Below are 21755 nucleotides of genomic sequence, written 5' to 3' on the forward strand. Positions count from 1 at the left end.
CCGATGAACGCACCCGCAATTCCCCACAGAAAACTCCAGAAAAAGACCGAGAACAGCACCAGGAACGGCGACATGGACAGTGCCGTGCCGGAGACCCTGGGCTCCAGGTAACTCCCGATCAAAAACTGAATCAGATTCAAGCAGGCGAAAACGATGACCGCCATCTGCCAGGATTCGAACTGGCCTATCGCGAAGAGCGTCGGGAACACCGTTGCGACGAGCGGTCCGATAAAGGGGATATAGTTGAGCGCAAAGGCAATCGCTCCCCATTCGGATGCAAGCGGCAACCCGGCCAACGTGGCAAAGGCCCAGACAAGGGTTCCAGTCATCACGCTCATCGCCGTACGGACGACCATGTAGCGCCGGAGTTTCTTCGCCGTGTCCGCGCCGCCCACAAGCAGCATCGTCCCGATGGCCGCGTTCTTGAGCCGACGCAACTTCGCGGCAATCACGTCCACCTCGAGCAGACCGAGAATGACGTAGATGAGAACGACAAGAGAAAAGCTCAGCGTGCTGTTGAGGCGCGTCGTCAATTCCTGGAAGATCCGGATCAGCCAACCGACGTTGAAGTRTTCGGCCCAAAGGCCGGCAATCACGATACCGTGGCCCTCCAGCCATGCGGTCGCCTGCAGATAAAGGAGCTGAAAGCGTGCCGCGTCGTTGACGACATAACGTCCGACCCGACCGAATCCCCAGGCGACGACCCATGCGAAAACAGCCAGAGCGAACACGGTAAGCAACACGCTCACGGCCAGAGCGACAAGTTGGGGCAATCTCTCCTGCAATGCTCTTTGAACGGGCCACATGATCGCGATGATGAAGAGGGCAAAGGCTAAAGGAGCAAAGACCGAGCTGGCGAAATAGAGCGCGGCCACCACGGCGATGACGGTGCATATTCCGATCATGGCGGAAAGCCCGCGGGAAGCCGGGTTATGAGAAAGAGTGGCCATGGCCGAGATCCCCAGCGATACCGACGAGAGGTTCGCTTCCTTAAGCACCGTGCACGATCAAGCTCTGCCTTTGCAACTCCATCAAGGCAAAGAGCCGGACCGGCGAAATCGAAAATCGGGGCTCATGTACCCTTCAAATATATGAGATTGCTTTGCTTTTTCGATGATCTGATTTTCCGAGCACCGATTGTCGGAGTTGGGCATACTCGTTCGTCCTAAGACCGAGAGACAAGAGAACCGAATGCTGTACGCCATACTTTGCTACGATTCCGAGGACGTCGTCAGTTCCTGGACCAAGCAGGAAGACGATGCGTTGATGGAGCGCCTCCACGCTGTCGAGGACAAGATCGCGGCGCAAGGCCGGCTTGGCCCCGTGGCACGGCTGATGCCGACCACCGCCGCCACCACCGTGCGCAAGGGTCGGGAATCATTCGTCATCGACGGCCCGTTCGCGGAAACGAAGGAACAACTCCTCGGATTCTACATCGTCGAGAGCGAGACCCTCGACGGCGTAATCGAGACGGCCCGCGAACTCGCCAAGGCCAGCACCCACGGGACAGGAGCGTTTGAAATCCGTCCGGTTCAGCTATTGAATCCTGGAAGTCTGTCGCCGTGACCGACCTTGCCTGGATCGACTCCGCTCTCACGTCAGCGAGACCGCAGGCGATCAGCGCTTTGCTCCGCTACTTCCGCAACCTGGACGCAGCCGAGGAAGCGTTTCAGGAGGCCTGCCTTCGGGCGCTCAGGAACTGGCCGCAGAACGGCCCGCCTCGCGATCCCGCCGCTTGGCTGATCTTCGTCGGCCGCAACGCCGCCATCGACGAAGTGCGGCGGCAAGGTAAGCAGCAAGCGTTGCCTCCGGACGAAGTGATCTCGGACCTGGAAGACGCGGAGGCAAATGCCGTCGATCGGCTCGACGGCGCTCATTACCGCGACGATATCCTGCGGCTATTGTTCGTCTGCTGCCATCCGGATCTGCCGGCAACACAGCAGATCGCACTGGCACTGCGCGTCGTTTCGGGGCTGTCCGTCAAACAGATCGCTCGCGCCTTTCTCGTCAGCGACGCCGCCATGGAGCAACGCATCACCAGGGCCAAAAACCGCATCGCGAAGGCAGACGTACCGTTCGACACGCCGGGCGCGGTCGAACGCTCGGAGCGGCTCGGGAGCGTGGCGGCGATGATCTATCTTGTTTTCAACGAGGGCTATTCGGCGAGCGGGCAAGAGGTGTCGGTCAGAGCACCCCTCTGTGACGAGGCGCTCCGTCTCGCGCGTCTGCTCCTGCGGCTCTTTCCGACAGAACCCGAGATCATGGGGCTGATGGCCCTCTTGCTGCTCCAGAGCGCCCGCGCGCGAGCCAGATTCGATGCCGACGGCGCGATCGTGCTCCTCGAGGATCAGGATCGCTGCCTCTGGGACAGAAAGATGATCGCCGAGGGCCTTGCGCTCATCGACAAGGCCATGCGCCACCGGAAACCAGGGCCCTATCAAGTCCAGGCCGCGATCGCTGCGTTGCATGCGCGGGCTGCGCATCACGAGGACACCGACTGGGCCGAGATCGACCTCCTGTATCGGACCCTGGAACGTCTGCAGCCTTCACCGGTGATCACGCTCAACCGATCGGTCGCGGTCGCGAAGGTGAAGGGCCCGCAAGCCGCGTTGACTTTGATCGAACCGCTCGCGCCACAATTGTCGGGCTATTTCTATTTCTTCGGCGTCAAAGGCGCCCTGCTGATGCAGCTCGGCAGAGCGGATGAAGCCCGCGCTGCTTTCGATAAGGCTATCTCCCTCGCCAATACGGCTGCCGAGGCTGCGCATATCCGCGGGCATCTGGACCGGCTCGTCGGGAAATCCAAAATCAATCGCGAAATCCGATCCAAAAAATAACGATCATTGTCGGGACGAAGATCGACCGACCGTCTTAGAGACAGGTCATTTCGCGGAGGAGAGAGATGGTGACGCAGACAAACGAGGCGCAGATCCGTGCGCTGATCGATGCTCAGACCGATGCGATCCGGAACAAGGACGTCGCTGGCGCGCAAGCGCTCGCGGCAACCAGCATCGTACGCTACGACCTTGCGCCGCCCCTGCAATGTAAGGGATCCCAAGCCCTCGACGAAGCAGGTTTGCAATCATGGTTCGATTCGTTCAAAGGACCGATCGGGCTGGAAATACGTGATCTTGTCGTGACTAACGATGGCGACACCGCTTTCTGCTATGGGTTGGCGCATATGCAAGGCGCGCGCACGGACGGAAGCGAAACCGATCTCTGGTTTCGCCAAACGACTTGTTTGCAGAGAAAGGGCGATCGCTGGCAGATCGTCCACGAGCACGCTTCCGTTCCTTTCTATATGGACGGCAGCTTTCGCGCCGCGGTCGATCTCACGCCGTGACGATATGAGTTCAAAGTGGGAATGTTTCGGGGGAAAAGAATGGTGAAATTTGTGTTGATCGTCGGCGCCATCGTGGTCGCCGCTCTGGTGGTCGTTCTGCTGATTGCATCGACGAGGCCAGATACTTTCCAGGTGGAACGCAGCACCGATATCAAGGCTCCGCCGGACAAGATTTTCGCGCTGATCAACGACTTCCAGAAATGGCGCTCATGGTCACCATACGAGGCTTTGGACCCGCAGATGAAGAGATCCTACAGTGCCAATCCGGTTGGAAAGGGAGCCGTCTACACATGGAACGGCAACGGAAAAGCCGGCGAAGGGCGCATGGAGATCACGGATGCCGCACCTGGCTCCCATGTAACTTTGAAGCTCGATTTCATCAGGCCCTTCGAAGGTCACAACATGGCGGGTTTCAAGCTGCGGCCGAACGCTAGCGGCACGAAGGTAACCTGGGTCATGGATGGGCCGTCGCCGCTCATTGCCAAGGTCATGGGTCTCTTTGTCGACATGGACCACATGATCGGGAAAGACTTTGAAACCGGCCTTGCGAACATCAAAGCCATCGCGGAGCGATAGTCTGACTTGCCAAAGCCCATTGGGAAACCAATGGGCGTACCCCTATCGCGCCGATGCCGTGTCGCCTTCGATTGACTAAACTCAGGAGGATCCAAACGTGGAAGGCTGACGCATGTATCGTTCCAGTGGCGCGCGCAAGGTCCTTTTCGTCTATGGCACACGCCCAGAGGCGATCAAAATGGCTCCTCTTGTGGGAGCGCTCCAGCGATCGGCCAATATACAGCCCGTCGTAGCCGTCACCGGGCAGCACAGAGCCATGCTCGACCAGGTCAACGAACTATTCGGCATTCGTCCGAGCCACGATCTCGACATCATCACGGAGAGACAGCGGCTCCAGGATATCACCACGCGGGCCCTCAATGGCGTCTCAGATGTCATTGCGGTTGAGAAGCCAGACGCGGTTCTCGTTCAAGGTGACACGACGACGTGTCTGGCTGCCGCCCTTGCCGCCTTCTACCAGCGCGTCCCGGTCATCCATCTCGAGGCTGGCTTGCGCACGCGCGATTCCAACAATCCATTTCCTGAAGAGACCAATCGTTGCCTCACAACCCAGCTGACGGCGGTCCATCTCGCCCCAACTCCGACCTCACGCGCAAATCTGCTGATGGACGGCGTTCCCGCGGAGCGGATTTACATCACCGGCAACACCGTCATCGACGCCTTGCTCGATGTGGTTTCCCGTGACCTGCCGATCGAGAACGGCGATCTCGCGAAAGTCAAAGGACGGAAGACGGTCCTGATAACAGCCCATCGCCGCGAATCCTGGGGCGAGCCCATGGCTGCGGCAGCGCGCGCCATCGCGCGGATGGCCCACGCTTTTCCCGATGTCGCCTTCCTCCTCCCCGCGCATCTCAACCCGGTCGTGCGCGAGGTGCTCCTTCCGCCATTGCAGGGACTGTCGAATGTCGTCATCACGTCGCCATTGACCTATAGCGACTTCGCGCGGGCCATGAACGAGGCGAGCATCGTTCTGACCGATAGTGGAGGCGTTCAAGAGGAAGCGCCGAGCCTCGGTAAGCCGGTGCTGGTGATGCGGGAAACGACAGAGAGACCGGAGGCCGTAGCGGCCGGTACAGTGAAATTGGTGGGTACGGCCGAGGACGTCATCTTCGATGAAGTTTCGACCCTCTTGAAAGACCGCAAGGCTCACGGAGCCATGTCACGTGCCGTCAATCCTTATGGCGACGGCAACGCGTCCGCTCGGTGCATCGGTGCGATCGAACACTTTTTCGGAATGGCGCCGCGCCCTGCGGACTTCAGTCCAGTTGCCGGCAGGGCGCATGTGCGGCGTGACCTAGCGCCACGCCCCGCGCGTGTCATAGACCACCTTGCCGCCCAACCTGCTGCGGCCCAATGATTTGAATTGATCGTGCTCCACCAGGAGCACGACGATGTCAGCGCGTTCGACCGCTTCGGCGGTCCGCTCCATCTTCAGGTTGGGATAGTTTGTGAGCGCGCGCGGAACACAATCAGCATAGGGATCGACGACCAGGATATCGACGCCAGGTAGTCCTTTCGCGATCAGATCGACGACTTCGATCGCCGGAGATTCCCTCACGTCGTCGACGTTCGCCTTGAACGTCAAACCGAGGCACGCAATTGTCGGAGAATTGAATCGGCCGGCTTTGGCAATGACCTGCTTGGCCACGTAGTGCGGCTTGTCGTCGTTGACCTCGCGGGCGGTGCGGATCAGGCGGGATAGCTTCGGCTCGGCAGCGACGATGAACCAGGGATCGACGGGGATGCAATGTCCACCGACGCCGGGACCTGGACTGAGGATATTCACACGCGGGTGCCGATTGGCGAGCCGAATGATCTCCCAGACATCGAGATGCAGCGACTCGCTGATCATCGACAGTTCGTTGGCGAAGGCGATATTGACGTCGCGATAGGCGTTCTCCACCAGCTTCGCCATTTCAGCGCTGGCCGCGTCCGTCAACAGGACTTCGCCCTGCGCGAACACGCGGTAGATCGAAGCGGCCCGCTCCGAGCACCGACGCGTGATACCGCCGACCACCCGGTCGTTGGTGATGATCTCGATCATGATGCGCCCGGGCAGAACACGCTCCGGGCAATGGGCAACGTAAATCTCGGCCAAACTGTCGTTGTCATGCGGCATCTTGAGATCGGGGCGCAGCGCCCCGATCCACCGGCTGACTTGCTCCGTCGTGCCGGGAGGCGACGTCGATTCGAGAATCACGATCGCACCCGACTTCAGTTTCGGGGCGATCTGTTCGGCTGCGGCCTGAACGTAAGACAGATTGGCGGTGTGATCGCCGTTGAACGGTGTCGGCACCGCAATGACATACGCGTCAGCCTCGGGCATCTCGACCGTAGCCGTGAGGCGGCCCATCGCTACTGCGCCGCTGACCGCTACGGCGAGATCAGGCTCGATGAACGGAACGCGTCCTTGAGAGACAGCACTGACGATGTCGGGGTTGATATCCACCCCGACAACTTCGATCCCGCGTGTTGCGAGAGCAGCGGCTGTCGGGAGCCCGATATAACCGAGGCCGACAATGGCCAGTCGGCCGGAAAATACATCAGTCATTGCAGAGGCTCCCGCAGATCCGGCGAAAGCCGCGACCCAAATACTCGCTGATCGAAACGACGAAGTGGCACTATTCTACTCACCGATCGAAAGGGAGGCGATGGATGGAAAACCTCCCGCATCACCAGAAACACGAATTCGGTGTTCGTCGTCAGGTAGCGCCCGAACATTCGTCGTGGCTCCTGAAGCAGGCGATAAGCCCATTCCATGCCCGCTCTCTGCCACGCCACAGGCGCGCGCTTCGTGATGCCGGCGAGCACATCGAAGGAGCCGCCGACGCCGTGAAGGATCGGTACGTTCAGATCATTCTTGTACGCCCCGAGAAAGATCTCTTTCTTGGGCGAGCCCATACCCAGAAACAACATGTCCGCCCCCGATTGCTCTATGTCCGCCGCGATCTTCGCGCCATCGGCATCCGAAAAGTAACCGTCGTGACTTCCGGCGATTCTCAATCCGGGGAACCGCGTCTCAAGACGTGCGACAAGTGCTTTCAGGACATCCGGTCTGGCACCGAGCAAGTAAACAGAACGCTTCTCGCGATGGGCGAGACCGAGGAGCTCTTCGAAGACGTCGATCCCAGCAACGCGCTCGGGCAACGGTTGTCCGAGAATACGGCTTGCCCACACGACGGATTGACCATCAGCCAGCAGGAGATCGCACTCGAGAAGCGAGGCGCGGAGCGCCGCGTCCTTCCGCAGCTTGACGACTTTGGCCGCATTGAGCACGCCCAAGAGAAGTGACGTGCGCGTCTCGAGCGCCTCACGGCATCGATCGAGAACGGCTTTCATGGGCAGTGGATCGAGATGCAATCCGAACAGCAACTGACGCTTCGATTGCGCTTCACTCGGCCGGGTCGCAAGCGCCGCCGTCGCGTAATCGGTTCCGGCAAGTTTCTCGACGACGCCGCCCGAAAGCCATGCGTAGAGTAGCCAGCCGAGTTCGTACGGGCGGCACTCGTGATCGATCTGCGTCGGCGGAAACACAGCATCAAGCCCCGGCACGTGAAGGCCCGGGCGCAAGGATGTCGTGAATGCGGACAGTGAGCGCACCCCTTTCTTGGGTTCGCGCCGACCGACCTTGCGCCAGACTACATTCCACTGCGCACTGACGAGTTCATCGCTCACCTCGGGATGGTCCTCGAGCCAGGTCAGGCCCTTGATGATCTCGCGACGGTAATCGGTCCCGCCTGCCTCGTGGAGGTCGAGGAGYGCCATCGGCGCCATGGCGTGCTGGTGAACGCTATAGACGGGGTATCCTTCGACCACGCGTCCATCGCGGGTATCATAGTGCCACCACCATTGGCCGCTCGGCCCTTGAAGTTCGCAGATGCGCGCCGCGCATTCATTCGCTGCAACGAGAGCGGCTTCATCGCCAAATGCAACCGAGAAGCGCGCCAAAGCTTGGATGGGGTAAACCTGATCGGCGAAGCATCCGACATGTTCGCGGAAGCGCCCGCTGGCGACGGCCGGAAGCATGTGAGGAAACAAGCCGAATTGCCCCTGCCCTCGCTTGAGCAACTCCCCCGTCGACAGGCATAGATCGTCCACATCGGCTAGCCCGCGTGCGGCGATGGCGGCGGTGAGAACCCACGAGCATTCGACGGTGGAAATCGGTGCGCCCGTCGAGACCTGACGGCTCATCCGTTCGAAAAGCTCATTCGCGAATGTGCCGGAGATCTCGGCTGCCGCCCAGGCGACGAGCGCAAGAGATCCGGTGTCGTCACTGTCTTTTGCTTTGTCCAGCAGCGATAGTGCATATTCGGACGCCAGGTTGCCACCAAGGATGCGGCGCTGTGCCGGTTCGTCGACATGCGACGCGCCCAAGGCGACGATGGCCGCATATCGGAGATTGGTTCCTTCCGGCCGTATGACGGTGTCGGATCCAACCTTGATCGCTCGTACCGTCTGCACGAAGGTGCCGTCCGAATACATCTGTGGCAGTCCTCGCTTCGACAGCTCGACCAATCGCTCGATCCTGTCGCGCCAATCGCCAGCATCCGCCCGCAGGGCGGCGAGCCGATTGTGCTGATCATGAAGGATGTGAACGGGCGGTGTTTCCGACCRAGGGCCCCAATTGGTCAACGCGTTTTGCGGATCCATGTCTTGCTCTTTTGGACAGACGACTGACAGGACGATACTTCAATCCCGCTCGTGCCCGCTTTGCGATTGAGATGTACCCCTATCGACGCAACACGCTTTCCAGAGAGCCGCCTTATCGCAAGGGAATGCGTTGGCTCGTCTAAAGCGTCGCGTTATCGCATCGCCCCGCAGACGCGCATGTAGGATTTTCGCACCAGGGCCCGGGCGACGAGGAGGATTGATGCCGGATGCGTCTTCACGCTTTCGACGACAAATCGTCTGGCCGCCTTCGGCTTGCCCGCCTTGTACAGAATACGCCCCACATCCAGCAGGATCGCCGCGTACTGCATCTTGTATCTCGAAAACGCCAGTCTGTTCTTCTTCAACACGCGCACGACGCCAATCCCCTCTTTGCGGAAATTGGCGGAAATACTGTCGGACGACATGAAGGCCATCACGACCGGCTCGGGATCCTCGTAGATCTTCGTGTGCTGAGCCAGTCTGATAGCGAATTCCCAATCCTCGTTCGCCTTGGCGCTACTGTCGAACCACCCTTTGGCCGGTAGGCAATCACTCTTGAAGAGTGAGTTCTGAAGGCTGATGCGATTTTCGGTCAGGAGGTGTGCGAGCTGGTCTTCATCCAGACGAAGCTGACTCTCGGGCGCAGGCGCAACCGCTACCTTGCCGGAGCCGAAATTGAAGTTCGCGTCTCGTCCGTAAATGATCTTCGCGCCCGTCACCACACCGACATCGGGAGCCAAGCGCGCAAAGAGATCCATCTGCCTCTGAAGCTTGTTGGGGAGCCAGAGGTCGTCGCTGTCTTGAAAGGCGATGAACTCACCCTCGGCCACTGCGAGCCCGGTATTGCGCGCCGCGGCAGCGYCACCGTTCGACGGCCTCCGTATATACTTCAATCGGGGATCGCCGATGCCGCGGACGAGGGTCTCGATATCGTCTTTCGAGCCGTCATCCACGACGATCAGCTCGATATCACGGAAAGATTGTCCCAGGACGCTCTGGCAGGCGGATACCAGACTGTTGGCCCGATTGTAGGTCGGCAGTACGACTGAAACCTTCGCAGCCATGAAGACTTTCCTGGAGCGGACGGGCGATCATCGGCGACGATCTCACGCCCAACGCCGAGAGGCTCGCAACGCGGACGGTCTCCGGTGCCGCTTCTCAGATCAACTAAGTAGCGCACATCCGCGGCTATTCTCACTGCACATTCAGGGTTAGTCCGAGATGACTACAGACGCATATTTCGGGATAAATCGCGTCAATCAAACTAAAATCAGGATAAAAATATATAGAAGCGCGTCTACGTCCGGTTAAAAAACAGCATTGCGAGAATCGCCCATACCAGAACGTTGATTCCAATGAAGCAAAGGATCAGCGCACGTCTGGAAAGGCGCTCGAATAAGAAATTTTTACGGTCGCGCCGCTCACGTTGTGCGCGATAAACTTCAGAAGCGGCCGCTTCATCCCGAAAATAATGAGTATTGTCTTCAGATGTTCCCATTTTGGATGCTGCCTAGCCTCCCAATACAATGGACGGTTTCGCTTCAGAGTTTAGAAGCCGTCATGAAATAATTCGTTACAATGGATCGCCCTTCTCGTCCGAGGTCGAGCGGCTTGCGGAAAAGGAAAATCCCTTGAGTCATATGGCAAAATCCAGGCACTCCACACGATACACGCTTTCGTGACACTTGCCAGCCAAATGCGAGGAGCGGACGCCGAGGCGCTAAGGCGTTGATTCCCTCAGCAATCCGAATGCCTTACTGCTATTACGTTGCCACGCGGGGCGACTACTCCTTCCTTGCCATCGCGTCGCACCATTTCCGGCGGACCTGCTGCTGCGGGTTCGGCTACCCCACAATAGTGCGCGCGAATGCAGCGGCGGATCCCTTATAAATGTGGCTCTGAGCTGGGCCGATAAAGCAACGCCGGACACTCAGATCTGAGCGACACCGCGTAGGCCGGGTGAGTTCACAAGGCCACGAAAATCGATCTCGAGGAACCGCTATGGAACCCGAACAAGCCGCGCCTCAATCAGCCTATTCAGACGTTTCGCTGGAGTTTGCGAGTTTCTCTCTCGCACCTTCACGGTCGCAAAACATCGCCTTCTCGCCGGACGGGCCCATGCGCATCCGCGTTGCCGCACCGAGCCACTTGCGGAGCGATCTTGGCCGGCGCATCGAGATGGCTGCAAAACGTCTCCTCGACGTGACGGTCGCGGCCGCCCTGTTCATCCTGCTGTCACCGGGCCTGCTTTTGATCGCAGCCGCGATCAAGATGACTTCGCCTGGTCCGATCATCTTTCGTCAGCAACGTTACGGTCTGGGTGGAAAGCAGTTCGAGATCTTCAAGTTTCGCACCATGTGCGCCATTGCCGGCGATCGATCCGGACGCATGCAAACGCGACCGAACGACTCGCGTGTGACGCCCATTGGTCGCTTCCTGCGCAAGTCCAGCCTCGATGAGCTACCGCAACTGCTCAATGTTCTCAGAGGCGACATGTCCCTCGTCGGTCCGCGCCCGCACGTTCCCGGGATGCTGGCCGGTGGAATGCTCTATGAGGATCTGGTGCCGGAATACTTCGAGCGACTGCGTGTGCTTCCCGGCGTCACCGGCCTGGCTCAGGTCAATGGTCTGCGCGGCAGCACGGAGGACGCGACGACCGCTCGCGCCCGCATCGCAAACGACCTCGCCTATGCCGAGAATTGGTCGCTGGCGCTCGATCTCAAAATCATCCTCAAGACGGCCCAGTGTGAATTTCTGTCCGGGACTGGTCTTTGAGCGCCCTCGTCCGCCGCAACGTCTCGACGAGGTGTCGTGAATGCTTGAGCAGTTGAAGCGCCTGCAAAAATCGCTGCAGATCGAGAAGCTCGAAAAATTCAAACGCCGTGTCTCTTGGGGAGATCTCGTAACAGATCGTTGGGAGAACGCCCGCGAATTCGGTTTCGGCGAGGGAACATCCTGCTACGACAATGTCCTGATCCTCGGTGATGTCGAGGTGGGAGAGCATACTTGGATCGGACCCGGCGTCGTCTTGGACGGGACCGGTGGGCTGCGAATTGGCAACCATTGCTCGATTTCTGCGGGCGTTCAAATCTACTCCCACGACACAGTCAGACGGAGCGTCACGCTCGGCCGGGAGGAAATCGCCTATTCCCCCACGGTGATCGGTAACGGCGTGTATATCGGACCCAATACGATCATCGGCAAAGGCATCACGATCGGGAACTCCGCCGTCATCGGTGCAATGTCGTTCGTAAACGAAGACATTCCTGCTCGAAAAAAGGCCTGGGGATGTCCGGCGAGTATCGTCGGCGACGTCGAAGTCTAGCCGATTACAACGCTCCCTCTGCGACAGCCGCCTTCCACGCGATCCATTCGCTGCGTCGTAACGCATGGCGTTTGATGGCCGCACGGCAATCAATTCGCAAAACGATACTCCCTATGGATGAATTCTCAAGCTGGCGCATGTCGCGAGCCAAAATGAGTACGCCGCATGAATGCTTTCTCCTGCGCACCACCGAGATAGCTTGAACAGCAGCAAGAGCGCGCTGGGTGGAAAGAATGCCCGTAGTGAATGTCACGATGAGCGATGGTGTCCTGATTACGCATCCGGACCTCGTCAACATCTATGGATGCACCATAGGTGCCGGCACCCGTATCGGGCCCTTCGTCGAGATCCAGAAGAACAGCGTCATCGGCGCGCGCTGCAAAATATCGTCTCACTCATTCATTTGCGAGGGCGTGACCATCGAAGATGAAGTGATGATCGCCCATGGCGTGATGTTTACCAACGATCGCTTTCCGCGAGCCGTGACCGAGACCGGCGAGATAATGACGGATCAGGATTGGGAACTCGTGCCGACGATCGTGCGGCGTCGGGCCTCGATCGGCTCCAACGCGACGATACGGTGCGGCGTCGTCATCGGAGAAGGCGCAATCGTGGGATGCGGCGCGGTGGTCACCCAGGACGTACCTGCCTACGCAATCGTCGCCGGCGTGCCCGCACGTGTCATCGGCGACACCCGTGACAAGACGAACGGCGCCGCGGATCGCACACACGCCAGCGTATTCACAAGCAATTAGGGGGCCGCGATGATCGGCATCGGTGTTATCGGTTACGGATATTGGGGCCCCAATCTGGCCCGTTGCGTTTCAGAAGCGGAAGGATGCACGCTCGCGTCCGTCGCGGATGCTTCGCCTGCCGCGAGAAGGCGAGCCGCCTCTCGCTACCCTGCAGCGAAAGTCGAGGAAGATTGGCGTGCGCTGATCGCCGATCCGAATGTGGATGCGGTCATTGTGGCAACACCCACCCGGACTCATTTCGATCTCGCTCTCGCCGCACTTCAAGCCGGAAAGCATGTCCTCATCGAAAAGCCGATGGCATCGTCGTCGCGCGAAGCCAGCATCCTGATCGAGGAGGCCGAGAAGCGCGGACTGACCCTGATGGTCGACCATACGTTCGTCTACACGGGCGCCGTGCAGAAGATCAGGGAACTGATCACAAGCGGCTCCGTCGGCGACGTCTACTATTACGACTCCACGCGGATCAATCTCGGTCTCTTCCAGTCGGACGTGAACGTGGTGTGGGACCTCGCGGTCCACGATCTCGCCATCCTCGAATACACCCTCGATGCGCGCCCCGTCGCTGTGTCGGCCACGGGCGCCGGCCATATCAAGGGCAGCCCAGAGAACATGGCGCACATTACGCTCTACCTCGAGGGCGGCGCGACGGCCCACCTCAACGTCAACTGGCTCGCTCCGGTGAAAATCCGCCGCACACTCATCGGCGGCAGCCGCCGCATGATCGTCTATGATGACGTAGAGCCGAGCGAAAAAGTCAAAGTCTACGACCGCGGCGTCTCAGTCGGCGGCGAACCCGAAATTCCAAGCAAGCCCGATGAAGTGCATCGCATGCTGCTGAATTACCGGATGGGCGACATCTGGACTCCGCAGCTCTCCGTCAAGGAAGCGCTGCTGACGGAGATCGAACATTTCGCCCATTGCATCGAGCATAACGCGAAGCCGGTGACCGGGGGAACGAGCGGCCTTCACGTGGTGACCCTGCTCGAAGGCGCGACGCAATCCCTCCGCCGCCGCGGACAGCCGGTCGAACTTGTCCCCATGAGAGAAGCATCATGATTCCTTTCCTCGATCTCAAGGCCCAGTATCGGTCCATTCAGGAACCTCTCGAGCAAGCTGTCCTCGACACACTGCGAAGCTGCGACTACATCCTCGGAGATCCGGTTCGCAAATTCGAGGCCAATTTTGCCGCCTATTGCGGGTCACGAGAAGCAATCTCGGTCAGCAGTGGAACATCAGCACTTCATCTCGCATTTCTCGCCGGCGGCATTCGGCCCGGTGACGAGGTCATCACCGTGTCGATGACATTCGTCGCGACCGCGGCGGCAATTCTCTACGCGGAAGCGAAACCGGTCTTCGTCGAAGTCGATCCGGAAACCTTTACGATGGATCCGGAGGCCTTCGAAGCTGCGATCACGCCGCGGACGCGAGCGGTCGTTCCCGTGCATCTGCACGGTCGGCTCGCCAATATGGATGCGATCTGCGCTATCGCGAAGCGGCACGGAATTCTCGTGATCGAAGACGCCGCTCAGGCACACGGAGCCGAGAAAGACGGCAAGAAAGCCGGCACCTTCGGTACGATGGGCTGCTTCAGTTTCTATCCGGGCAAGAACTTGGGTGCGTGCGGCGAAGGCGGCGCGGTCGTCACGGACGATCCCGAGCTGGCCAAGACGATCCGTTGTCTGCGCGACTGGGGACAGGAGGGTAAGTACAACCACGTTCGCCATGGCTTCAACTATCGAATGGATACGCTGCAGGCGGCGGCGCTCGATGTAAAGCTGCGCTACCTCCCGCAATGGACGGAAGCGCGTCAACGAATTGCGTCGCTTTATGACGATCTCTTCTCGGGGACGACGATCCGCACACCCGAACCGAGCGGTCGCGATCATGTCTACCATGTTTACGCGGTCTGCGTGGAAGGGCGCGACGGCGTTCGCGATCAACTGACCAAAGCGGGTATCTCGACCGGCATTCACTATCCGCGGCCGGTCCACCAGCAACCCGCCTACGCGAGCCTGAACAACAACCCCGCCGGGTTCCCGGTTTCCGAATGGCTCGCGGACCATTTCGTGTCGCTGCCGATCTATGCGGAGATGACTGAGCAACAGGTCAACACGGTCGCGGAGGGACTGATCCGCGTTCTCGAGGAACGGCCTGTCGAAGTGGCGTGAAACGCATGGAATTCGGAGACGATACGATGCCTTCTCAAACTGTTCTTACCGGAAAACGCGTCCTCGTCACGGGCGGAGCGGGTTTTGTCGGATCTCACATCGTCGATCTTCTCGTCGATGCCGATTGCAGCGAGATCGTGGTTGTCGACAACCTGATCCGGGGTCGGCCCGAAAACCTCGACCACGCGATGACCAGCGGTCGTGTCCGGTTGATCGTCGGCGATATTCGAGACCGGGATCTGATGGCAAAGGCGGTCGCGGGGACCGATACGGTTTTCCATCAGGCCGCACTTCGCATCACGCATTGCGCCGCCGAGCCGCGCGCCGCCATGGAAGTCATGGTCGACGCGACATTCGATCTTCTGGAGCTTTGTGTCCAGGAGAAGGTCCGCAAGGTCGTCATGGCGTCCTCGGCGTCGGTTTATGGTATGGCCGACGAATTCCCGACGACGGAAAAGCAGAACTCCTATAACAATCGAACGCTCTACGGCGCCGCAAAGAGCTTTGGCGAGGGATTGCTTCGGTCCTTCAACGACACGACGGGCCTCGACTACGTGGCGCTCCGGTACTTCAATGTCTTCGGCCCGCGCATGGATATTCACGGCCGCTACACCGAAGTCATGATCCGTTGGATGGAACGGCTCAATGCAGGCCAACCACCGATCATTTTCGGTGACGGTCTGCAGACCATGGACATGATCCATGTGAGGGACGTCGCGCGCGCCAACATTCTCGCCGCGATCTCGCCTGCCACGGACGTTGCGCTCAATATCGGCAGCGGAACCGAGACATCGCTTCGCGATCTTGCCCTTTCCCTCGCCCAGGCAATGAACCGTACCGGCCTCGTGCCGATTCACGAAGCGGAGCGGGCCGTCAATCCGGTTCCACGCCGGCTTTGCGATCCTGATGCAGCGCGTCGCTTGATCGGTTTCGAAGCCAGCCTCGATGTCAAAGCCGGCGTCGGTGAGCTCGTCGACTGGTGGCGCAGATCGATCCAGCAGCATGAAAAGGGAGTCGCCTGATGATTCCCATCATGACGCCCTTTATCGGAAAGAACGAGGCCGACGCGGCATCGGCGGTCGTTCTTTCGGGTTGGCTGACTCAGGGCCCAGAGGTCGCGGCTTTCGAAAGCGAATTCGCCGCTGCGGTTGGAAGCGATTATGCGTGCGCGGTCTCCAATTGCACCGTCGCCCTTCATCTGGCGCTCATGGCCGTCGGTGTGGGCCCGGGGGACGAGGTTATTCTGGCGAGCCATACGTTCATCGCTTCCGCCAACACGGTGAGACAATGTGGGGCCGTTCCGGTGTTCGTCGACATCGACCCCGTGACGTTCAACATGGATCCCGACAAGGTCGAGGCCGCGATTACGAACCGCACCAAAGCCTTGATGTGCATCCATCAGATGGGCATGCCTTGCGACATGGAAGCACTCCTCACGATCGCACGCGCCCATGATCTCTTCATCGTCGAAGATGCGGCCTGCGCAATCGGTTCGGAGATCCGGATCCAAGGCGATTGGGAACGCATCGGCCGCCCTCTCGGGGATGTGGCGTGCTTCTCCCTGCATCCTCGCAAACTTCTCACCGTCGGCGACGGCGGCGTGCTGACGACATCCAATCCTGAATATGACCGCCTGTTTCGGCTCTGGCGGCAGCACGGCATGAGCGTTTCCGATGCGGTGAGGCACAACAGCCGCAAAGTCGTCGTCGAGGAATACCCTGTACCGGGATTCAACTATCGTCTGACCGATGTCCAGGGGGCGATCGGGCGTCAGCAGCTCAAGCGGCTGGACGAGATCATCGCCCGCCGACGTGCGTTGGCGGCCTCCTACGGCCGCATGCTGGGACAGATCCCGGGGCTGACACCACCTCAAGAGCCGACTTGGGCCAGAACCAATTGGCAGAGCTATTGCGTGCGTCTGCCCGAAGGCGTCGAGCAACTGCAAGTGATGCAGAGCATGTTGGACCGAGGCATCGCGACCAGGCGGGGCATCATGTGCGTCCATCTCGAGCGGGCCTATTCGGATCTGCCTGTGCGCTTCCCGCTACCGGAATCGGAGAAGGCACAAAGTTCGTGCATCCTTCTGCCGCTCTTCCATCAAATGACGGACGAGATGCAGGACGAGGTCGTCTCCGCCCTAAAGGACGCGATCTCCTAACCCAACCGAGCGAAATGATTTCTGGGCGGTCGACGTCGCAAGACGCCGGCCGCATATTCGCGTCGTCCGCAGAATTGAACGACTAAATCGGGCAATCAGTCTATTCTCACCCGGCGGCGGCCCGGTGCATTCTTGCTTGCGTCGCCTGCCGACGAGACAGTGAGGCGTGACGCGTCGTTGCGGGACTCGGCGGTCCTGCCGATGCGATATTTGCGCTGCGGCACCGCATCGAGCAGCCAAGCCCCGCTGCCCATCAAGAACATGAACAAGACAAATGTCGAGTTCCAGAAATGCACGGTCCATCCCACAAGGAAAAACCCCGACATTGAGATGAGGTAGGCCGTGCGATAGGCGTTCAGTTTGGGATCCTCGCTGATGCCCTTCTTGAACCCAAGGGACAAGCAGCTCGAGAAGAATGCGGTCAACATCAGCAGCGCTGCGGGAATTCCGTAGAAGACCGCATGGATCAGCCAGAACATGTCGATGCTCGGCGGCATCCACGATGGACGGTCCCACTCGTTGTAGCCGACGCCGAAAAATGGATGATTGAGCGCCGAATTCGAGCCGTAATCCCAGATCAACAGGCGATAATAGGCCGACGCTTCGTCGAACGAAAAATGCGTGAGCCAGAACACCGGCACAGATTGGTTGGACGCCATCGAGATGAAGACGTACATCAGCGCGATCAGGCCCCACATGATCTTCCATCGGGCGGGATTGCGGCGGAAGAACCAGTTCCAGCCGAGCAGCATTCCTTGCGCGGCGAGAGCGCTCAGGGGTCCAGCGGACAGCGACAGGAAGGACGTTGCGAAAACGATACCGGTCCTGAACCAGCGTTTGACGAACGATTGCCCGTACCCCAGCACGAGATGGACCGGCGCGAGTATGCTTCCGGTGACGACGCCAAACAGGATCGGGTGATCGAAAACGGCCTGCACCCGTCGAAGTCCCAGGCGCGCCTCCATCGTGAAATCGGGAAGCGAGGGCATGATAGACGCAAAGAGCTCGCGCGCGATGTTCTGGTTCATCACGGCTTCGTAGACTGCGAGCGGGAGAAGGAATGCCACTCCGCGAAAGAGCCAGAGGATCGTGGTGTAGAAATCCTGCGCATCCCTGATATAGCAGCGCGCCAACAAGTAAGCGCCGATCGTCTCGATGAAGAGAACGCCTCCTGACTTGATCGCAAATTCCGGGCCGTGCACGATGAGAAGGCTCAAGAAGCACCACGCTGCATAGCCCATCAGGGCAATGTCGGCGATCCTGATGCGACCAGCTTTTCCCGCGATCCACATGCTCAAGCACGGAATGATCGTCACGAGCAGAACGATGCGATAGGGCGAAAGCTCGACCCCCGCAATTTGTGGAGTCCAGGGCACGAGCACCGACAGGCAGAACAGAGTGACAGGAAGCGGCAACCGTCTCTGGTTCTGGCGAGTGTTGTGCGCGTAACCCCGCCCATCGCTGTCGGACGACCTCGATCGACCTGCCGACGGTGTAGGTTCTTGGCGGAGTTCGCGCAACGAGACATTGCCGGATCCGGCGCTCGCCCTCATGGCGCGCTCTCCGTGTCTCGCGATCTCGATTTCATGTGCGATTGCGACATGTCGTGCGTGTTGCTCTCTACAATCGGAGGATTCGGCGGAAGCGGGATGGAAAGAGCTTTTGGGTAGCGATCACCGAGGCCGTGCGGATCCCATCGACCGCCACTTCGTGGACACGTGGCTTCGCCTGCGCAACGGTTCGGCAGATCCGATCGAGCTCGGCGCTCACGGCCTCCAACGAATAGTGGCGCTCGATGAAATGGCGGCCGAATGCTCCCAGCTCCGCGAATTGATCCGCGCCCGCAACCATTTCCCGAACATTGGCAATCAGTCGTTCGGCGCCCGGGTTCCCGTCCCCAAGGCCATAAAGACCCTTGTGGTAGAAGAATCCCTCGGTATCCCGGTTGAACGGCGCCGAGAACCCGCGCTCTCCTACGACAAGAAGCGGTTTTCCGAACGACAGACCACGCAAAGCCGATCCGCCCATCCCGACGACGATGTCGGCCGCCGCATAGGTTGGTCTCGGATCGAGAAGCGCTCCGGTCAGGACAATCGCCGTGCGTCCGAGTTCCGCATTCGTTTGTCGTGCCAGATTCTCCAATTCCGCGCGCGACGTGCCATCGCCGACGATGACGAAGTTGATCGGCATGTCCCTTCCGAGGACGCGGACTGCCTCAATCGTGTCGCGCAGGCCCTCCGCCTTCATCCAGCTCGTCAGACGGCTGACGGCGACAAGTACGACATCCTGATCGGAGAACCCGTGCTCACTTCGGAAATGTTGCCCATCAACCGCAGCATTGTCGTTCCAGTGGATGTCGACCGGGGGCAGGATCAGTTTGACGTCCCGGCGACCTGACGCAATCGCCTTTTCCACCAATTCCGGCGTCCCGAAGGTGGTCGTCACCGCTTTGGGCAGCATGCGATCCACCACCATCCCCATGCTCGTGACGACCATTGGGACGCGCTTCGAAAGATAGACGCTGTAATAGGCGTCGAGGCATTGCGGCCAATCCCAGACGTGAATGACATCAGGACGGACGGATCGAACGACGTCGTCGAGTGCGCGCATGCGGCCCGGTGAAGGATGCATCGTCGCATCAGGCGCCGGATGAAACGGCAAACTCTTTGCATGTGCAAGCTCGAGCATTGGCCCGGGAGTGGCAAACAGCTCGACTTGATGGCCATGGAGGTCGCGAAGCGCCGCGGTCAATTCGATGGCATTGACCTGGGTCCCACCCACCTCGAGACGGTGGGCAAAGACGAGGGTTTTCATTGATCGCTCCCTATCCAAGGCCTTTAGGTCGTCTTTGGCTTGAAGATCTCTGCGTTATCATCATCGAAAATGGGGCCCCGATGTTCGCCATCATAGAAGGCTATTACTCATCGAATGCATCAAAACTGCAATTCCGGCGTGGGGGTAATCCTTCATAGACAGGCGTGCGGACTGGTCCTGAAAGGCTTCGGCGCCGCATATTGGCAAGCTGGCTGCGAAGATTTTTGCACGTTTCGCCACGGACGTTCGGGGCCGTCGCAGCAGATGGGGATCTGGCGTGATGAATCCATTGCGACACTTCGAGGCGACGACCGCGCGGCTTCAATCAGCCGCTCATAAGCTGCGTTGGGGTATGCGCACGGTCGGTGTGGCCCATACCGTCAAAGGCGGCGCCCGCATGATCGATCTCCAGCTGCGGCGTCCCAAACGGGCCGAGGTGACGCTCCGATCCGGACCGACTCTGGAATTCGACTATCCGAGCCAGTTTCCGCCGATTCTGGTAATGTTCGGCGATCTCATCGATCCGGAATATGCCTTCCTCCGGCAGATTGCGCGGCCGGACTGGGTCATCGCCGATGTCGGCGCGGCAATCGGACAGTTCTCGGTCTTCGCCGCAACGCTTCCGAGCGCCGCGGTCCACGCCTTCGAACCGAGCGCGGCCAATGTTTCGACTTTACGACGCAATCTCGTACGAAACGGTATCGTCGACAAGGTGACCGTCAATCAGGCGGCCCTGTCGAATACATCGGGCGAGGCAGTCTTCGAGACGACCGGAAGCACTTGGATGAGTCATCTGAGCCAAGAGCCGGCTCAAGGTGGCGAGATCGTACCTGTGCTCACACTACCTGATGCGCTTGAACGTGCGGGAGTCACGCATCTGTCCGTCTTGAAGGTCAACGTGTCCGGCTTTGAGCCAGAGGTGCTCGAAGGTGCGGAACCCCTTTTGGCTGCGGGAAAAGCCGATATCCTGATCATGCTTCTCGGTCTCCGCTCTCTCCCCTGGTACGAGCRCATCGCCAGGCACGGCTATCGTTTCTTCTACTACCACCCGATCGAGAAGACGTTGCACGAGGTGACGGCTTTCGACGAAGCTGCAGTCCTCGACCATCGGCCATGGCCGGCACGCCACATCATTGCTGTACACCGCGCCGCGATCGACCGTGGAATTCTCGCGTCGATACCGATCAAACAACTATAGAGCTTTTTTCGGCGAGCGTTCGCGAGAACATCGCCGTTACCGTGCGAGCGGCGCCCCTTCGATGCTGCCGGACACTCGCGGCGTGTTGGCGCTGAATGAGTAATAGCCCCAACGGCCTTTACCCAGCGCATTGCCGGTAAACGAGACGTCCGTAATCGTGCCGCCTTTGAAGCGAGCGTCGGAATACACTGTGTATCCTCCACCGGCGAGAAAGTTGTTCTCGACGGAGATGTTCGAGATCGGACCAAAGTAGTTGTCGATCATGATGGCCGACGTTTGCTCGTGATCGTTGATGATCGTGTTGTGGCGGATGACAACGTTGGACTGACCTCCGTCCATCTGGATGCCGTCGTAATGCGGCGCCCCCGATGCCATGAGATCGTGAATATAGTTATCCTGGATGAGGCTGTCCCCCCCGCTCAGGCTGATGCCGTTTTCGACATTGTAGATGTTGTTGCGCAGGAAGGTGCCCTGCCCGTTGATGCCGTTCGAACCGTCATTGTTCGTCCCGACCCCGTTGATCTCGCAATTCTCGATCGTGACGCCGGTCACACCTGGTTTGATGTTGACGACGACATAACCGCTGGCAGTCACCTTGCAGTTCCTCAAAGTCGTGTTGGGTGCTTCGATCGAAACGGATCCCGCGATGTCGAGCCCGTCGACGATCGTGCCTGGCTTCGTGATCGCGATCCCGCCGGATCGCTTGAGCGTGACCCCAGCGGGAACACCAGTGCTTGAAGCGTTGGGAAAGCCCGCAGGGACCGCAGG

Annotated in this window: 20 protein-coding genes; 13 read left to right on the forward strand and 7 right to left on the reverse strand. The window is 59.5% G+C overall.

The window, feature by feature from the left end; genetic code table 11:
• Positions 1–950, reverse strand: a 950-nt coding sequence (locus tag AC1DT3_RS02300; RefSeq protein WP_477463617.1) for an AI-2E family transporter, incomplete at its 3' end; no start/stop codon positions are given.
• A 241-nt stretch (positions 951–1191) separates the two neighbouring features.
• Here AC1DT3_RS02300 and AC1DT3_RS02305 point away from each other — a divergent pair.
• From AC1DT3_RS02305 to wecB, 5 genes are all read left to right on the forward strand, one after another.
• Complete coding sequence (locus AC1DT3_RS02305; protein WP_477463618.1) at positions 1192–1566, forward strand: YciI family protein; 375 nt, start codon at positions 1192–1194, stop codon at positions 1564–1566.
• A complete protein-coding gene (locus AC1DT3_RS02310) occupies positions 1563–2837 on the forward strand; it encodes an RNA polymerase sigma factor (protein ID WP_477463619.1) in 1275 nt (424 codons plus the stop codon). Before AC1DT3_RS02305 ends, AC1DT3_RS02310 begins: the two co-directional genes overlap by 4 nt.
• Positions 2838–2902: 65 nt before the next feature.
• Positions 2903–3343 carry a YybH family protein gene (locus tag AC1DT3_RS02315; protein ID WP_477463620.1) on the forward strand — a complete coding sequence of 147 codons (441 nt, stop codon included), beginning with the start codon at positions 2903–2905 and terminating at the stop codon, positions 3341–3343.
• A 39-nt stretch (positions 3344–3382) separates the two neighbouring features.
• A complete protein-coding gene (locus AC1DT3_RS02320) occupies positions 3383–3919 on the forward strand; it encodes an SRPBCC family protein (protein WP_477463621.1) in 537 nt (178 codons plus the stop codon).
• Between the two features lie 112 nt (positions 3920–4031).
• On the forward strand, positions 4032–5276 hold the full coding sequence (gene wecB, locus AC1DT3_RS02325) for a non-hydrolyzing UDP-N-acetylglucosamine 2-epimerase (RefSeq protein WP_477463622.1): 1245 nt from the start codon (positions 4032–4034) through the stop codon (positions 5274–5276).
• Here the strand turns inward: wecB and wecC are convergent.
• From wecC to AC1DT3_RS02340, 3 genes are all read right to left on the reverse strand, one after another.
• Complete coding sequence (gene wecC, locus AC1DT3_RS02330) at positions 5214–6470, reverse strand: UDP-N-acetyl-D-mannosamine dehydrogenase (RefSeq protein WP_477463623.1); 1257 nt, start codon at positions 6468–6470, stop codon at positions 5214–5216. The genes wecB and wecC overlap by 63 nt on opposite strands.
• Positions 6467–8569 (reverse strand): WecB/TagA/CpsF family glycosyltransferase, encoded by a 2103-nt coding sequence (locus AC1DT3_RS02335; RefSeq protein ID WP_477463624.1) that lies wholly within the window; start codon positions 8567–8569, stop codon positions 6467–6469. Before AC1DT3_RS02335 ends, wecC begins: the two co-directional genes overlap by 4 nt.
• 152 nt (positions 8570–8721) lie before the next feature.
• Entirely contained in the window at positions 8722–9633 is a 912-nt protein-coding gene (locus tag AC1DT3_RS02340; protein ID WP_477463625.1) for a glycosyltransferase family 2 protein, read from the reverse strand.
• Between the two features lie 937 nt (positions 9634–10570).
• On the opposite strand from AC1DT3_RS02340, the gene AC1DT3_RS02345 reads away from it, so the two are divergent.
• From AC1DT3_RS02345 to AC1DT3_RS02375, 7 genes are all read left to right on the forward strand, one after another.
• Complete coding sequence (locus AC1DT3_RS02345) at positions 10571–11344, forward strand: sugar transferase (RefSeq protein WP_477463626.1); 774 nt, start codon at positions 10571–10573, stop codon at positions 11342–11344.
• Between the two features lie 40 nt (positions 11345–11384).
• A complete protein-coding gene (locus AC1DT3_RS02350; RefSeq protein ID WP_477463627.1) occupies positions 11385–11894 on the forward strand; it encodes an acyltransferase in 510 nt (169 codons plus the stop codon).
• A 233-nt stretch (positions 11895–12127) separates the two neighbouring features.
• Positions 12128–12649: an acyltransferase gene (locus tag AC1DT3_RS02355; RefSeq protein WP_477463628.1), complete on the forward strand. Its 522-nt coding sequence runs from the start codon at positions 12128–12130 to the stop codon at positions 12647–12649.
• Positions 12650–12658: 9 nt separating this feature from the next.
• Positions 12659–13705 (forward strand): Gfo/Idh/MocA family protein, encoded by a 1047-nt coding sequence (locus tag AC1DT3_RS02360; protein WP_477463629.1) that lies wholly within the window; start codon positions 12659–12661, stop codon positions 13703–13705.
• Positions 13702–14817 (forward strand): DegT/DnrJ/EryC1/StrS family aminotransferase, encoded by a 1116-nt coding sequence (locus tag AC1DT3_RS02365; protein WP_477463630.1) that lies wholly within the window; start codon positions 13702–13704, stop codon positions 14815–14817. Before AC1DT3_RS02360 ends, AC1DT3_RS02365 begins: the two co-directional genes overlap by 4 nt.
• Positions 14818–14843: 26 nt before the next feature.
• The gene (locus AC1DT3_RS02370) at positions 14844–15839 is read left to right on the forward strand and encodes an NAD-dependent epimerase/dehydratase family protein (RefSeq protein ID WP_477463631.1); all 996 of its coding nucleotides are present in this window, start codon (positions 14844–14846) and stop codon (positions 15837–15839) included.
• On the forward strand, positions 15839–16975 hold the full coding sequence (locus AC1DT3_RS02375) for a DegT/DnrJ/EryC1/StrS family aminotransferase (protein ID WP_477463632.1): 1137 nt from the start codon (positions 15839–15841) through the stop codon (positions 16973–16975). The genes AC1DT3_RS02370 and AC1DT3_RS02375 overlap by 1 nt, the downstream gene beginning before the upstream one ends.
• 95 nt (positions 16976–17070) lie before the next feature.
• Here the strand turns inward: AC1DT3_RS02375 and AC1DT3_RS02380 are convergent, their stop codons facing one another.
• Together AC1DT3_RS02380 and AC1DT3_RS02385 are read right to left on the reverse strand one after the other, a co-directional pair.
• A complete protein-coding gene (locus tag AC1DT3_RS02380) occupies positions 17071–18528 on the reverse strand; it encodes an O-antigen ligase family protein (protein WP_477463633.1) in 1458 nt (485 codons plus the stop codon).
• 67 nt (positions 18529–18595) lie between these two features.
• A complete protein-coding gene (locus AC1DT3_RS02385; RefSeq protein WP_477463634.1) occupies positions 18596–19789 on the reverse strand; it encodes a glycosyltransferase family 4 protein in 1194 nt (397 codons plus the stop codon).
• A gap of 280 nt (positions 19790–20069) precedes the next feature.
• Between AC1DT3_RS02385 and AC1DT3_RS02390 the strand changes: the two genes are divergently transcribed.
• Positions 20070–20987, forward strand: coding sequence for an FkbM family methyltransferase (locus AC1DT3_RS02390; RefSeq protein ID WP_477463635.1), 918 nt, complete (start codon positions 20070–20072; stop codon positions 20985–20987).
• Positions 20988–21023: 36 nt separating this feature from the next.
• Here AC1DT3_RS02390 and AC1DT3_RS02395 read toward each other — a convergent pair.
• Positions 21024–21755 (reverse strand): right-handed parallel beta-helix repeat-containing protein (locus AC1DT3_RS02395; protein WP_477463636.1); only part of this gene is annotated, 732 nt, incomplete at its 5' end.

The organism is Microvirga sp. P4_G7, from assembly GCF_056401005.1.

Excerpts from the sequence above, each read along its gene's own strand:
- AC1DT3_RS02305 (WP_477463618.1), top strand. The coding sequence starts at position 1,192 with ATGCTGTACGCCATACTTTGCTACGATTCCGAGGACGTCGTCAGTTCC.
- AC1DT3_RS02350 (WP_477463627.1), top strand. The coding sequence starts at position 11,385 with ATGCTTGAGCAGTTGAAGCGCCTGCAAAAATCGCTGCAGATCGAGAAG.
- AC1DT3_RS02380 (WP_477463633.1), bottom strand. The coding sequence starts at position 18,528 with ATGAGGGCGAGCGCCGGATCCGGCAATGTCTCGTTGCGCGAACTCCGC.
- wecC (WP_477463623.1), bottom strand. The coding sequence starts at position 6,470 with ATGACTGATGTATTTTCCGGCCGACTGGCCATTGTCGGCCTCGGTTAT.
- AC1DT3_RS02360 (WP_477463629.1), top strand. The coding sequence starts at position 12,659 with ATGATCGGCATCGGTGTTATCGGTTACGGATATTGGGGCCCCAATCTG.
- wecB (WP_477463622.1), top strand. The coding sequence starts at position 4,032 with ATGTATCGTTCCAGTGGCGCGCGCAAGGTCCTTTTCGTCTATGGCACA.
- AC1DT3_RS02345 (WP_477463626.1), top strand. The coding sequence starts at position 10,571 with ATGGAACCCGAACAAGCCGCGCCTCAATCAGCCTATTCAGACGTTTCG.
- AC1DT3_RS02320 (WP_477463621.1), top strand. The coding sequence starts at position 3,383 with ATGGTGAAATTTGTGTTGATCGTCGGCGCCATCGTGGTCGCCGCTCTG.
- AC1DT3_RS02370 (WP_477463631.1), top strand. The coding sequence starts at position 14,844 with ATGCCTTCTCAAACTGTTCTTACCGGAAAACGCGTCCTCGTCACGGGC.
- AC1DT3_RS02365 (WP_477463630.1), top strand. The coding sequence starts at position 13,702 with ATGATTCCTTTCCTCGATCTCAAGGCCCAGTATCGGTCCATTCAGGAA.
- AC1DT3_RS02385 (WP_477463634.1), bottom strand. The coding sequence starts at position 19,789 with ATGAAAACCCTCGTCTTTGCCCACCGTCTCGAGGTGGGTGGGACCCAG.
- AC1DT3_RS02355 (WP_477463628.1), top strand. The coding sequence starts at position 12,128 with ATGCCCGTAGTGAATGTCACGATGAGCGATGGTGTCCTGATTACGCAT.
- AC1DT3_RS02375 (WP_477463632.1), top strand. The coding sequence starts at position 15,839 with ATGATTCCCATCATGACGCCCTTTATCGGAAAGAACGAGGCCGACGCG.
- AC1DT3_RS02315 (WP_477463620.1), top strand. The coding sequence starts at position 2,903 with ATGGTGACGCAGACAAACGAGGCGCAGATCCGTGCGCTGATCGATGCT.